The 12,564-nt window shown below is 56.7% G+C and carries 13 protein-coding genes; 4 read left to right on the top strand and 9 right to left on the bottom strand.

What is annotated here, in order from left to right:
* Positions 1 to 2 precede the first annotated feature (2 nt).
* Positions 3 to 1,037 carry an AI-2E family transporter gene (locus OTG14_RS06050; protein ID WP_267214725.1) on the bottom strand — a complete coding sequence of 345 codons (1,035 nt, stop codon included), beginning with the start codon at positions 1,035 to 1,037 and terminating at the stop codon, positions 3 to 5.
* Positions 1,038 to 1,169: 132 nt separating this feature from the next.
* Here OTG14_RS06050 and OTG14_RS23790 point away from each other — a divergent pair, with 132 nt between their 5' ends.
* From OTG14_RS23790 to OTG14_RS06065, 4 genes are all read left to right on the top strand, one after another.
* The gene (locus tag OTG14_RS23790; protein WP_085930315.1) at positions 1,170 to 1,340 is read left to right on the top strand and encodes a protein YdgV; all 171 of its coding nucleotides are present in this window, start codon (positions 1,170 to 1,172) and stop codon (positions 1,338 to 1,340) included.
* Positions 1,341 to 1,457: 117 nt separating this feature from the next.
* A complete protein-coding gene (gene mdtJ / locus OTG14_RS06055) occupies positions 1,458 to 1,820 on the top strand; it encodes a multidrug/spermidine efflux SMR transporter subunit MdtJ (RefSeq protein ID WP_024909145.1) in 363 nt (120 codons plus the stop codon).
* Positions 1,807 to 2,136: a multidrug/spermidine efflux SMR transporter subunit MdtI gene (gene mdtI, locus OTG14_RS06060; protein ID WP_008502462.1), complete on the top strand. Its 330-nt coding sequence runs from the start codon at positions 1,807 to 1,809 to the stop codon at positions 2,134 to 2,136. The genes mdtJ and mdtI overlap by 14 nt, the downstream gene beginning before the upstream one ends.
* 83 nt (positions 2,137 to 2,219) lie before the next feature.
* Positions 2,220 to 4,382: a bifunctional diguanylate cyclase/phosphodiesterase gene (locus OTG14_RS06065; RefSeq protein WP_267214726.1), complete on the top strand. Its 2,163-nt coding sequence runs from the start codon at positions 2,220 to 2,222 to the stop codon at positions 4,380 to 4,382.
* 1 nt (position 4,383) lies between these two features.
* Here OTG14_RS06065 and OTG14_RS06070 read toward each other — a convergent pair whose 3' ends face one another.
* From OTG14_RS06070 to puuR, 8 genes are all read right to left on the bottom strand, one after another.
* Positions 4,384 to 5,205 carry a trypsin-like serine peptidase gene (locus OTG14_RS06070; RefSeq protein WP_032651094.1) on the bottom strand — a complete coding sequence of 274 codons (822 nt, stop codon included), beginning with the start codon at positions 5,203 to 5,205 and terminating at the stop codon, positions 4,384 to 4,386.
* 102 nt (positions 5,206 to 5,307) lie between these two features.
* Positions 5,308 to 5,391 (bottom strand): small membrane protein YdgU, encoded by an 84-nt coding sequence (gene ydgU / locus OTG14_RS23870; protein WP_021241182.1) that lies wholly within the window; start codon positions 5,389 to 5,391, stop codon positions 5,308 to 5,310.
* A gap of 93 nt (positions 5,392 to 5,484) precedes the next feature.
* The gene (asr, locus tag OTG14_RS06075) at positions 5,485 to 5,898 is read right to left on the bottom strand and encodes an acid resistance repetitive basic protein Asr (protein ID WP_032651095.1); all 414 of its coding nucleotides are present in this window, start codon (positions 5,896 to 5,898) and stop codon (positions 5,485 to 5,487) included.
* A gap of 230 nt (positions 5,899 to 6,128) precedes the next feature.
* On the bottom strand, positions 6,129 to 7,616 hold the full coding sequence (locus OTG14_RS06080; protein ID WP_267214727.1) for a carboxypeptidase M32: 1,488 nt from the start codon (positions 7,614 to 7,616) through the stop codon (positions 6,129 to 6,131).
* A 150-nt stretch (positions 7,617 to 7,766) separates the two neighbouring features.
* Complete coding sequence (puuE, locus tag OTG14_RS06085) at positions 7,767 to 9,038, bottom strand: 4-aminobutyrate transaminase (protein ID WP_048222882.1); 1,272 nt, start codon at positions 9,036 to 9,038, stop codon at positions 7,767 to 7,769.
* Between the two features lie 26 nt (positions 9,039 to 9,064).
* Complete coding sequence (locus OTG14_RS06090; RefSeq protein ID WP_063621496.1) at positions 9,065 to 10,345, bottom strand: NAD(P)/FAD-dependent oxidoreductase; 1,281 nt, start codon at positions 10,343 to 10,345, stop codon at positions 9,065 to 9,067.
* The gene (gene puuC, locus OTG14_RS06095; RefSeq protein WP_267214728.1) at positions 10,342 to 11,835 is read right to left on the bottom strand and encodes an aldehyde dehydrogenase PuuC; all 1,494 of its coding nucleotides are present in this window, start codon (positions 11,833 to 11,835) and stop codon (positions 10,342 to 10,344) included. Before puuC ends, OTG14_RS06090 begins: the two co-directional genes overlap by 4 nt.
* A 157-nt stretch (positions 11,836 to 11,992) precedes the next feature.
* Complete coding sequence (gene puuR, locus OTG14_RS06100) at positions 11,993 to 12,550, bottom strand: HTH-type transcriptional regulator PuuR (RefSeq protein WP_058661265.1); 558 nt, start codon at positions 12,548 to 12,550, stop codon at positions 11,993 to 11,995.
* Between the last annotated feature and the right edge of the window lie 14 nt (positions 12,551 to 12,564).

The following is a 12,564-nucleotide window of genomic DNA, read 5'->3' on the forward strand; positions in this document are numbered from 1 at the left end:
CGCTATTGATGGCTCATATCGCTCAGCAGCACGGCGATACTTTGCCCTCCCGCCGTCTGCTCCAGACCAATCTTGACGATGATGGTCAGCGGGACGGAGAGCAGCATCCCAACGGGCCCGAGCAGCCAGCCCCAGAATATCAGGGACAAAAAGACCACCAGCGTGGAAAGTCCCAGCCCTCGCCCCATCATGCGTGGCTCAAGAATATTACCGAACACCAGATTGATGACCAGGTATCCGGCCAGCAGGATCAGCGCGTCATAAAGCCCGCTGAAAACCAGCACCTGAAGGATAGGGGGGATCGCCGCCAGCACGGAGCCGATGTTGGGAATGTAGTTAAGCGCAAATGCCAGCAACCCCCAGACAAACGCAAAGCGAACGTCCAGCGCCAGAAGCATCACCCAGACGACACCGCCCGTGACCAGACTAATGGCGGTTTTCAGCACCAGATAGTGGGAGACGCTGTCCAGCGCGCGTTGAATCGCCCCCATCCCTTCAACCGGACGGACCATCATCTGCTGCAGCTTTGCCGGCAGCTGCGGCACCTCCAGCAGCATAAACACCACCGTTAAAAACAGCAGGAAAATGGATGTCATGGCATTGGAAAGCTGTGCCAGCAGGCTGGTGACGATCGTCATGGCCGCATTGGGGTCGATATATTTCAGGAGTTCCTCAACCGAGACTTCGATACCCGCGCGCTGCAGCCAGGGTTCAAGCTGCAGCAGCGGTATCGCCAGCGAAGAGCGGTATTTTGGCAGCGTTCGCGCCAGTTCGTTTAGCGAGGTCCCCAGATACGCCACCAGCAAGACCATCGCCACAATAATGATGCTGATAAGCAGCGTGATGGCCAGCACGCGCGGAATGCGTAGCCGCGTCATGCGCTGTACCAGTGGATTAAGGATCACTGCAACAAACAGGGACAGAATAAAAGGCACAATAATGTCGGCGGCAAAACGAACGCCTGTCAATATGATCACCAGCATGCCCAGCATGATGACAATTTTTAACCCGTTCAGGGTAATGATGGGTTTAGCCATGGTGACTCCGGAAAATCTTTTTATTTATAATAAAGGTGAAAGGCATTGCAATAAACTAACCAAAATCAAACGGGATGGGTAAAGAATTGCAAAGACTTTGAGTAAAACCCTGGCTTATGGTACAAATTTAGTGTGTTTAACTACCGAGGACAATTTTCATCCGCAAAGACGAGAAGCAACAACGCGGATAATTGTAATTTTATGGACAATATGTTCAGGACGTACTCTTCAAACAATACCGCTGTATACTCCACCTCCTTCTGCCTGCTTTCTGGTGAGCAACACTGGCGCACCGCACTATAGTCATCTCTTCTGCCTGAGCTGGCGCTAAGCGCTTAGCTGTCTGATTTCAATTCGTATTTTTTGGTTTGCTGCACGCAGCGGGCCACGATGGATTATATTCTCAAGCAGGAGAAAAACATGTTTTACTGGATCCTATTAGCGCTGGCAATTATCGCTGAAATTACCGGCACGCTGTCTATGAAGTGGGCAAGCATCAGCGATGGCAACACCGGTTTTATTTTGATGCTGGTGATGATTTCGCTTTCTTATATTTTCCTCTCGTTTGCGGTGAAAAAAATTGCGCTGGGCGTCGCGTATGCACTGTGGGAAGGGATCGGTATTTTGTTGATTACGCTGTTCAGCGTGCTGATATTTGACGAAACATTAACACCAATGAAGGTCGCCGGGTTAACGACGCTGGTCGCGGGTATTGTGCTGATTAAATCCGGTACCCGAAAACCTGGCAAACAGCAGAAGGAGCAGAACCATGCAACAGTTTGAATGGGTTCATGCGGCCTGGCTGGGGTTCGCCATTGTGCTGGAAATCCTGGCGAACGTTCTGCTGAAATTCTCTGATGGTTTTCGCCGTAAACTCTACGGCCTGATGTCGATTGCCGCGGTTCTGGGGGCGTTCAGCGCCCTGTCTCAGGCGGTAAAAGGGATCGATCTTTCGGTGGCCTATGCGCTGTGGGGCGGTTTTGGTATCGCCGCCACGCTGGCCGCAGGCTGGGTACTCTTCGGCCAGCGTTTAAATAACAAGGGCTGGATGGGGCTCATCTTGCTGCTTGCCGGCATGATCATGATAAAACTCGCCTGACAGACCTCAAACCATGATTTACAGGCAGCGAAATTCGCTGCCTGTATTACGCTTAGAAAAGCAAAACATGAAGAGGATGGCTGATGTATCGCACATTAAGCTGGCGCAATATTCCCAATGCGAGAACGTTGTTTGCCATGGTCTTCATGGCGGGGATCGGCTTAATCATCTCCATCATCGCACTGCTCTATCTTTCCCTGCATCTTATCAGCACCAAAACCAACGAAATTGATGAACACCGTACGGCGCTTTCCGTGCAGGGGGCTATTCAGACCTCGGTTAATCGCGTCTCCTCGCTGGTGCTGGATAACGCCGTCTGGGACGATGCGGTGCGGGAGGCCTACCGTCCCACGCTCGATACGGACTGGTTGTATAACACCTGGGGTGCTGGCTTTAAAATCAATAACCTCTATGACGGGACCTTCGTGCTGGATGAGCATTTCAATGTCATCTGGGGATCGTTTAAAAGTCAGCCTTTTCAGGAGACGAATCTCGATTTTTTTGGTAAGGGGCTGAAAGCCCTTATTACTCAGCACGCGCGCGACTTATCAAGCGATAAAAATATCTATGCCGGGATCAGCAAAACACGCAGCGGCGTCGCTTTTGTGGGCATTGGATTGATTCGCCCGATGGTTGGAAGATTACAGGTTACCGACGGAACACGCCGCTATCTGGTGATCACCCGTCATCTGAACGCCAGAATCTTATCCGACCTGGGAGCGACCTTTCAGATCGATAACCTTCACTTTACGCCGGAAAAAATTAACGAGCTGAGTATGCCGCTGCGCAGTTCGGCTGGGGAGCTGCTGGGCTATCTTAACTGGCAGGCGCGGCTTCCGGGGGCGCAGGCCGCCCAGGCGGCATCTTCTGATATCAGGCAGATTGTGGTGCTGGCATCGGCCCTGATCCTGCTCTTTATTCTGGTGAGCAGCGTGGGGCTGTACAAGCTTGCGCGAGGAGAAAGCCAGGCGCGTCTGGTTGCCAGAACGGACTGGCTAAGCCACTTGCCTAACCGGCGTGCACTCATCGAGGCTCTGGATCGGGTGCGTTTACGCGGTGATACCGACGTCAAAAGCGTGGTGTTTATCGATCTCGATGGTTTTAAGGATGTGAATGATATCTATGGTCACAGCGTGGGGGACGATCTCATCGTGGCGATTGCGAAAACGCTGAGTGAACGCGTGCCGCCGGGCGGGATGCTGGCGCGGATGGGCGGGGATGAATTTGCCATGACCATCGGCGGTGATGATGCAGAGGCGCTGGCTACCGCCTTTGCCGTTTCGGTGCTGGATTTTCTCACCACCCCGGTTCAACTGGGGGAACGCACCATCCATATCGGGGCCAGTATCGGTATCGCCAGCGGAACCCTGACTGAATGCAACAGCTCAGAACTGTTTCGCCGCGCCGATATTGCCATGTATCACGCCAAAATGAGCGGGAAAGGGCGTATTACCCACTATGATGCGGAGTTGAACAGCGTCCGGGAACGCAAGCTGGCGATTGAAAATCAGATTCGTGACGGTCTGGCACGCGATGAGTTTGAGGTCTGGTATCAGCCGATTATTGACGCCCACAGCCAGACAATGAGCAGCGTCGAGGCGCTGGTCCGCTGGCCGCGTCGTCCGGACGGGCCGCTTGGGCCGGATATTTTTATCACCATCGCGGAGACCAGCGGTCTGATTTACAAGCTGGGCCAGTTTGTGTTGCAGCGGGCCTGCCAGGATCTGCAGCCGTACGGCGACTTAAAGCTCTCCGTAAATATCTCCCCCGCGCAATTTCGCGATCCCGCCTTTGAAGAAAAAGTGGCCAGCGTGCTGGAGACCACCCGTTTTCCGGCCCACCGACTGCAGCTTGAGGTCACGGAGTCCTACGTGCTGGAAAACCCGGAGCGTGCCCGCATGGCGATAGCCAATCTTAAAGCGTTGGGCACCGCGGTGGCGCTGGATGATTTTGGTACCGGTTATTCCAGCATTGGCTATTTGCGGCGTTTTAACTTCGACACCATCAAGATCGATAAATCCCTGGCCGGGCTGGTGGACCACGATGAACAGGCGGCCGCGCTGGTGAGCGGCACGGTGCGGATCGCCAATGCGCTGGGCATGGCGGTGGTGGCAGAAGGGGTGGAAACCGAGAAGCAAATGAAACTGCTGCGGCTGGCTGGCTGCGATCAACTGCAGGGTTTTTGGTTCAGCCAGCCGATGCCGATTGAGTCAATCAGAGCGTTACGTAAGGTCAGACGCTGCTGATTTACTGCTGCGCCAGCGCTTCCAGCTTGTCGCGAAAACCGGTCACGGACAAGGCCCGGTTATCGGCGCGCCAGCGATCTTTCGCCGCCGGGGCAGAGCTCTGCACACCGATCAGCTGCCAGCCGTTATCTGTTTTCAGCATCAGCGGTGAGCCGCTATCGCCCGGTAACGTATCGCACTGATGGGAGAGCACGCTGGTTTGCGCCCAGCCCGTCACAATACAGTCGGTATGCGTATAAAGCGTATCCAGATGATCGACAGGATAGCCCGATTGCGTCACCTTCCGGTCGGCGGCTTTCAGCGCGGCGGTGAGTGCGGCTTTGTCGCCCTCAAATAACGGCAGCGGCGTAATGCCTGAAGGCGGGTAGCGTAAAACGATCAGGCCAAAGTCCCATGAGGCAGCCCCCGGCGGCACGATCCAGCCGTCACCATCCGGTTTCAGGCGTTTGCCAAGAGAAGGATCAACCCGACCTTCAATGCCGTGGATTTCATAGCGCCAGGTCCCTTTTTGCGACACAAACCGCAGGGCAACCGCTTTATCCGGCTTGCCGTTTGGTGGAGTTAACAGACAGTGGCCTGCCGTCAGGGCAAGCTGCGGGGTGATCAACGTCGCAGTACATAAGTTACCGCTGGCGGTTTCCAGTTGACCTATAGCATCCCAGGGGGCCTGAGTGGGATCGGCGACGCGCGTGCGATCGTCATGACCGAAAAAAAGCGTCTTTAGCTCTTTCGCGCTAATGGTGTCATCACCGCCATCATCCGCATGTGAAAATCCAGAAAAAAGACCAAACGTTCCCAGTAACAACACAACAGATTTACGCATATCACACTCTGGTGGGGGTAATTATGATTATTAAAAGTGAACCCTATGAAAATACTATAGACGGGACAGCGCTAAAGTGGGAGTAAAATCAGCGTGCTACAATCAGGAAAGATAAAAATGGCTGGCGATGAGCGCGCATAAAATAAGCAGGATCAGAATCAGCTCAAACCGATAGCGTCGCAGCATACGCCCTCCGGATAAAAAAAACGGCGCGGAACCTGTTCCGGTTCGGCGCCGGTTTACCAACGTGCCCCGAAGGGCACGGTTTAGCTTGTACTCTTACGCAGCTGGCTGTGCAGCTGGTTTAGCAGCTTCGTGTTTTACTGCTTTTTTGTGATGCTTTTTAGCAGCCTGAGCTTTCTGCTCTACAGCCGGTTTAGCGGCTTTTTTGTGGTGGTGTTTTTTAGCAGCCTGTGCTTTCTGCTCTACAGCCGGTTTAGCGGCTTTTTTGTGGTGGTGCTTTTTGGCAGCCTGAGCTTTCTGCTCGGTTGGTGCTGCGGTTGCAGGTGCAGCGGCTTCTTTTTTCGCTGCAGCTTTGTGATGTTTCTTATGGTGAACCGCTTTTGCTGGGGCAGCGGTGGTGGTTGCAGCAGGTGCGGCAGCCGGTGCAGCAGTTGCGGTAGTGTCAGCAGCAAATGCAGCAGAAGACAGACCCATAGCAGCGGCAACAACCAGAGCTAATACTTTATTCATTCTCATACCCTCGAATTTGGTTTTTCATTTAACCCCACTGCGGGGCCGTTGAAATAACTATATCCCTGTAAATTCGAGGTTTCCGTGAGTGATTGGTATCGGCGTGTAACCATATGTACATTGCCGGGGGGCTAGCACAGACGGCCCACATTCCATTGAGGGAGAGGGCTGGGGTGAGGGGGGAACATACGGCTCTTTTACCTGAGATCCCTCACCCCCGGCCAAACAGATTACAAATAACGGGAGGTCAGATGTTCGCGGAAGTAACGGATGTTCAGATCCTCGCCCGTCGCCTGGGTGATTAACTGCGACGTGCTGAAGCGACTGCCGTGCTGCCAGATGTTCTGACGCAGCCATTCAAAAAGTGCAGAAAAATCGCCTTCAGCGATGGAGGCCTGCAGACCCGGAAGCGCCGTTTTGGCCGCATGGAACAACTGTGCGGCATACATGGCTCCCAGCGTATACGACGGGAAGTAACCAAAACCGCCGTCGGTCCAGTGGATATCCTGCATGCAGCCGTTGCGGTAGTTGTCTTTGGTAGATAACCCGAGCCAGGCCTGCATTTTCTCGTCCCACAGGGCAGGGATATCGTCCACTTCGATCTCGCCGTTGATCAGCGACCGCTCAATCTCATAGCGCAGCACCACGTGCGCCGGGTAGCTCACTTCGTCCGCATCGACGCGGATATAGCCCGGCTTCACGCGCTGGTTCCAGGCGATAAAGTTCTCTTCGCTGAACGCCGCCTGGCTGCCAAAGCGGGCATGCACCGCAGGGAGAAGATGCTTGAGGAAGGCTTCACTGCGTCCCAGTTGCATCTCAAAGAACAGGCTCTGGGATTCGTGGATCGCGGTTGAGCGGGCCAGCGCAATCGGCTGTCCTGCCCATGCGCGCGGCAGGTTTTGTTCGTAGCGCGCGTGTCCGGTTTCATGGATCACGCCAAACAGCGCGCTGAGCAGTTCATCCTCGTCATAGCGCGTGGTGATGCGCACGTCCTCCGGTACGCCGCCGCAGAACGGGTGCGCACTCACGTCCAGGCGACCACCGTTAAAATCGAAGCCGAGCATCTTCATGGCTTCCAGGCCCAGTTCACGCTGTGTTGCCGTCGGGAAAGGCCCCTGAGGAGGAACAAACGATCGCTGAGCCTGCTTTTCCACGACGTTTGCCAGCAGGTCCGGCAGCCAGGACTTCATGTCGCCGAACAGCACGTCCAGACGGGCGCTGGTCATGTCGGGTTCAAAAATATCCAGCAGCGCATCGTACGGCGTACAGCCTTTGGCTTCCGCCCGCAGGCGCGCCTCTTCACGGCTGAGTTTGACCACCTCTTTCAGGTTGGCGGAAAAACCCTGCCAGTCGTTGGCGGGACGTTGTGTGCGCCAGGCGTGTTCACACCTGCTGCCCGCCAGGGATTTGGCTTCCACCAGCGTTTCCGGCAGTAGCGAGGCCTGCTGATAGTGGCGCGTCATTTCCCGCAGGTTGGCCTGTTCGACGTCATTCAGATCTTCCCCTGCCGCCGCCGCTAACAGGTCGCCGACTTTTTTATCGGTCAGGAGCTGGTGCTGCAGGACGCTCATCTCTGCCAGCGCCTCGCCGCGCGCGGCGCTGCCGCTGGGCGGCATCATGGTGAACATGTCCCAGCTGGCGATGGAGGAGAGGTGCGAGAAGCGGGAGAGACGCTGGAAGGTTTTGACAAGTGACTGATAGGCTGATGTTTTTTGCAATTCTTATTTCCTCATGCCGGGGATGTGTTTCAGGGAGCATACAATGAAACGGACCAAATTCCCCAACATTTCCCACGCGGAGGAAATCTGAGCAGATCTCCTCCGTTGAAACCGTCCCCGGCATTCCGGGAGACGGTTTTTGGTGGGCACTCAGGACTTATCGCGCATAACCTGTTGCAGGATCGCCAGCGCCTGGTTGAACTGGGCATCCGGGATGGTCAGCGGATAAAGGAAGCGGATCACGTTGCCGTACTGGCCGCAGATCAATAGCAGCAGGCCCTGAGCGAGCGCCTTTTGCTGGATCGCCTGCGCGATGGCGGCTGAAGGTTCACGGCTCTCGGGGTCAAAAAACTCCGCCGCAATCATCGATCCTCTTCCCCTTATCGCCACGAGCGCAGGGAAGGTGCCCTGAATCTCCTCCAGCGTGGCTTTCAGCCGATCGCCCAGCTGACGGGCGCGCGCGCACAGCGACTCGTTGTCGATAATCTTCAGCACCGCGTGCGCGGCGGCCACCGCAAGCGGGTTGCCGGCATAGGTTCCCCCCAGGCCGCCGGGAGCCGGCGCGTCCATGATGTCGGCGCGGCCCACCACGCCGGACAGCGGCATTCCGCCTGCAAGGCTTTTAGCCATCGTCATCAGGTCGGGTTTGTCCGCGTAGTGTTCCATGGCAAACAGCTTACCCGTACGGGCGAAGCCGCTCTGCACTTCGTCGGCAATCATCACGATCCCGTGCTCATCACAGATGCGGCGGATGGCGGCCACCAGCTCTGGCGGGGCGACGTTGAATCCGCCTTCACCCTGAATGGGTTCAAAAATAATCGCCGCCACCTGTTTCGCCTCAATATCTGCTTTGAACAGGCGTTCTATCGCCGTGATGGCATCCTGCGTCGTGATGCCGTGCAGCTCGGAGGGATACGGCACGTGATAAACCGACCCCGGGAAGGGACCAAATCCGAGCTTGTAAGGTGCGACCTTGCCGGTTAACGCCATGGTCATATAGGTTCGGCCGTGAAAGCCTCCCCCGAAGGCTATCACACCCGGTCTGCCGGTGTGGGCCCGGGCGATTTTAATGGCATTTTCCACCGCTTCCGCGCCCGTGGTGAAGAACGCCGTTTTGGCCGGGCTCTGCACCGGGGCCAGCTCGTTAAGTTTTTCGGCCAATGAAACGTAGCTTTCATACGGCACAATCTGGTAGGCCGTGTGGGTGAACTGGTGAAGCTGTTTTTCCACGGCAGCCACCAGTTCAGGATGACGATGGCCGGTATTCAGTACCGCGATCCCGGCGGCGAAATCAATATAGTCGTTGCCTTCCACGTCGGTAAGCGTGGCATTCTCCGCCGTGCGGGCAAAGAAATCACACATTACGCCTACGCCGCGCGGGGTGGCAGAAAGTCTGCGCTGATGAAATTCCTGGTTACTCATATCAGATACCCTTTTGTCGAAAACGATCATACGCCAAGACGATCGCGCAGGCTGTAGTACGCCGCGCCCATCGCCGTGAATGGAATCCGCAGGCTGCGGCCGCCCGGGAAGGGGTAGTGCGGAAGGTTGGCAAACGCATCAAAGCGCTCAGCGTCACCGCGCAACAGTTCCGAGATCAGCCGTCCGGCCAGGTGGGTGCAGGTCACGCCGTGGCCGCTGTAGCCCTGCATGTAATAGATGTTTTTATCCAGACGACCAAACTGCGGCATACGCGACAGGGTCAGCAGGAAGTTGCCCGTCCAGCGGTAGTCGATTTTGACGCCTGCCAGCTGAGGGAAGGTCTTGAGCAGCTTTGGCATCACCAGGCGCTCGACATCGTCCGGATCGCGCGCGCCATACACGACGCCACCACCGTACAGCAGGCGGTTGTCGGCGGTGAGACGGTAGTAATCCAGCAGGTAGTTACAATCTTCCACGCAGTAGTTATTGGGGATCAGCGTGCGGGCGACCTCTTCCGGCAGCGGGGCGGTGGTCACCACCTGAGTGCCGCAGGGCATGCTGCGTTTTGCCAGTTCCGGTTCGATCTTATCGCCCAGATAAGCATTCCCGGCGACGATCACGTAGCGGGCCGTCACCTGGCCATGCTGCGTGCTCACCACGGCCGGGCTGGTGTGCTGAATGGCGGTCACCGGGGACTGTTCATATACCCGCCCGCCGTTCAGGCGAATGGCGTCTGCTTCGCCGATCGCCAGGTTCAGCGGGTGAATATGCCCCCCGCTGCGGTCCAGCAGCGCGCCGGTATAGCGTTCGCTGTCGACTTCCCGGCGGATGGCGCTGGCGTCCAGCAACTCGAGCTGCGTGTTGCCGTAGCGTTCCCAGTTGGCTTTTTGCTCCTCCAGCGTCTCCAGCTGCTTATGGTTTAGCGCCACAAACAGCCCGCCGGGACGATAGTCGCACTGAATCTGATAGCGCTGGATACGCTCCCGGATGATTTCCCCGCCTTCAAACATCATGCTCCCGAGCATTCTGGCGGCATCGGGTCCGTAGTTTTTCTCGATCACGTCGATATCGCGGCTGTAGGAGTTAACCAGCTGGCCGCCGTTGCGTCCGCTGGCGCCGAAGCCGATGCGCGCCCCTTCAAGGAGCACCACGTCGTAGCCCATTTCGGCGAGGTGCAGCGCGGAGGAGAGGCCGGTATAGCCGCCGCCCACCACGCATACGTCACAGCTGATCGACTCGTTAAGCGTCGGGAAAGGTTCGTAAGCGTTCGCGCTGGCCGCGTAGTAGCTGGTGGTATGTTCGGTCATGATTGAGGCTCCAGGGCAATCCAGATGGTTTTCAGTTCGGTAAATTTTTCCAGCGCGTGCAGGGACTTATCGCGACCGTTGCCGCTCTGCTTATAGCCGCCAAAGGGTACGGTCATATCGCCGTCGTTATAGTTATTGACGAAGACCGAGCCTGCTTTCAGGCGGCGGCTCATGCGGTGCGCGCGGGAGAGATCGCGGGTCCATACCGCCGCGCCAAGTCCGTATTCACTGTCGTTGGCCAGCGTTAAGGCTTCTTCTTCGGTTTTAAATCGGGTAACGACCAGCACCGGCCCGAAAATCTCTTCCCGGCACAGCGGGGAGTCGGGCTCGAGGTCGACAAAAATGGTTGGACCGACTGCGGAAGGCCATGATTGTTCCCGCCCGTCCAGCAGCAGCGAGCCTTTCCGGGTTCCCTCGCGAATAAACGTGTGGACGGCATCGGCGTGTGCAGCGTCGATGAGCATGCCCATCGTGCTGTCGGGGTCGAGCGGATCGCCTGGCTGCCAGTGACGGGCCTGCGCTTTCAGCTCTGCCAGGAACGCATCGGCGATGCTGTCTTCGAGCAGCAGGCGGGTACCGGCGATACAGACTTGTCCCTGGTTATAAAAAATCCCGGCGGCGGTCGCGCTTACGGCCTTGTCCAGGTCCGGACAGTCGGCAAAGATAATGTTGGCGCTCTTGCCGCCTGCCTCCAGCCAGACGCGCTTCATGTTGCTTTCACCCGCGTCCTTCAACAGCTGCTTGCCGGTACGGGTAGAGCCGGTAAACGTCAGCACCTCAACCTCCGGATGCAGCGCCAGCGCCTGGCCCGCTTCGTGGCCGTAACCGCTTATCACATTCAGCACGCCGTCCGGCAGGCCCGCCTCTTTCGCCAGCCCGGCCAGCCGCAGGGCGGAGAGCGGCGATTTCTCCGACGGTTTCAGTACCACGCTGTTGCCCGCGATCAGCGCCGGGCCCAGCTTCCAGCAGGCCAGCAGCAGCGGGAAGTTCCAGGGGACGATGGCCGCAACAACCCCGATGGGCTCGCGCACGATCATCGCCAGCTCGCCCGGACCCGTAGGCGCCACTTCGCCGTAGACTTTATCCGCCGCTTCGGCGTACCAGCGAATAGCGCGAGCCGCGCCGGGAATATCGTCGCGCAGGCTGTGGCGGATGGGTTTACCGGTGTCCAGCGTTTCCAGTAACGCCAGCTCTTCGCTATGGCGTTCCATCAAATCGGCGAGCTTATTTAGCACGGCCTTGCGCTGCGCCGGAGACGCCTGTGACCAGTCACCGCGCTCAAATACCTCACGCGCGGCCTGAACTGCACGGTCCACGTCCGCCTGCTTGCCCCGGGCCACGTTCGCCAGCGTCTTTTGGGTAGCGGGATTGACGGTGTCAAATGTGGCATTATCGGCGGCGTCACAATAGGCACCGTTAATAAATAACCGGGCCTCAATGGCGCTGTTTTTTGCTTTATCCTGCCAGTAAGTCAGGTGCTTAAAATGCATATTCACTCCTTTCTTTCGCAATCAGATAAATAAAGGCATGGCCGTTTCAGGCAATACGAAGCCGTGAGGCATCCCGGGAATTAACCCGTTGAATGCCGACATCGATCGTTTTTATGTGTCCCGGCGTAAGCGTGCTTACGCCGGGACTGAGTGGTAATTAGAACGTGGTGGGGGTGTGGGCACTGATAATGCGGCAGATGCCTGCCGAGGTGTTGCTGAAGCTGTGCGGTATGCCGGTATTGATGGCATAGCTTTGCCCCGCAACCAGGTGATAAGGCTGGCCATTAATGGTCAACAATATTTCACCTTCCAGTATCGTACCGATCTCCTCACCCTGGTGTTTGATCCTCTCTCCGGTCGTGGTTCCAGGCTGGTAAGTTTCAAAAATCATCGCCAGCGTACGGTTCGGATTTCCGTTATGAACCAGCTTCATCGAAACCCCCTGACTGCCTATTTCGATAAGGTCTTCCTGATTAATAACCACCTGCGGTTCATCAGGTTTTTCCGGTTCCGAAAAGAATTCCGAGAGCGACAGCCCATAGACTTTCAGTAGCTTTTGCAGCGTACTGATGGCAGGACTGACTTTATCCTGCTCAATGGTGCTGATGGCACTGTGTGTTAACCCAGACAGTTCGGCGGCACGCCGCTGCGAGAGACCCAGCTGCTGGCGGATCTCTGACAGACGTTTCCCTGGCGCCAGTCCGTCATCGCTCATAGTTGCATTTCCTT

Source organism: Enterobacter pseudoroggenkampii, assembly GCF_026420145.1.
Lineage (GTDB): Bacteria > Pseudomonadota > Gammaproteobacteria > Enterobacterales > Enterobacteriaceae > Enterobacter > Enterobacter pseudoroggenkampii.

Coding starts and splice junctions, on each gene's coding strand:
- puuR (WP_058661265.1), bottom strand. CDS start 12,550: ATGAGCGATGACGGACTGGCGCCAGGGAAACGTCTGTCAGAGATCCGC.
- OTG14_RS06050 (WP_267214725.1), bottom strand. CDS start 1,037: ATGGCTAAACCCATCATTACCCTGAACGGGTTAAAAATTGTCATCATG.
- asr (WP_032651095.1), bottom strand. CDS start 5,898: ATGAATAAAGTATTAGCTCTGGTTGTTGCCGCTGCTATGGGTCTGTCT.
- mdtJ (WP_024909145.1), top strand. CDS start 1,458: ATGTTTTACTGGATCCTATTAGCGCTGGCAATTATCGCTGAAATTACC.
- OTG14_RS06090 (WP_063621496.1), bottom strand. CDS start 10,345: ATGACCGAACATACCACCAGCTACTACGCGGCCAGCGCGAACGCTTAC.
- puuC (WP_267214728.1), bottom strand. CDS start 11,835: ATGCATTTTAAGCACCTGACTTACTGGCAGGATAAAGCAAAAAACAGC.
- ydgU (WP_021241182.1), bottom strand. CDS start 5,391: ATGCTGCGACGCTATCGGTTTGAGCTGATTCTGATCCTGCTTATTTTA.
- OTG14_RS06070 (WP_032651094.1), bottom strand. CDS start 5,205: ATGCGTAAATCTGTTGTGTTGTTACTGGGAACGTTTGGTCTTTTTTCT.
- puuE (WP_048222882.1), bottom strand. CDS start 9,038: ATGAGTAACCAGGAATTTCATCAGCGCAGACTTTCTGCCACCCCGCGC.
- OTG14_RS06065 (WP_267214726.1), top strand. CDS start 2,220: ATGTATCGCACATTAAGCTGGCGCAATATTCCCAATGCGAGAACGTTG.
- mdtI (WP_008502462.1), top strand. CDS start 1,807: ATGCAACAGTTTGAATGGGTTCATGCGGCCTGGCTGGGGTTCGCCATT.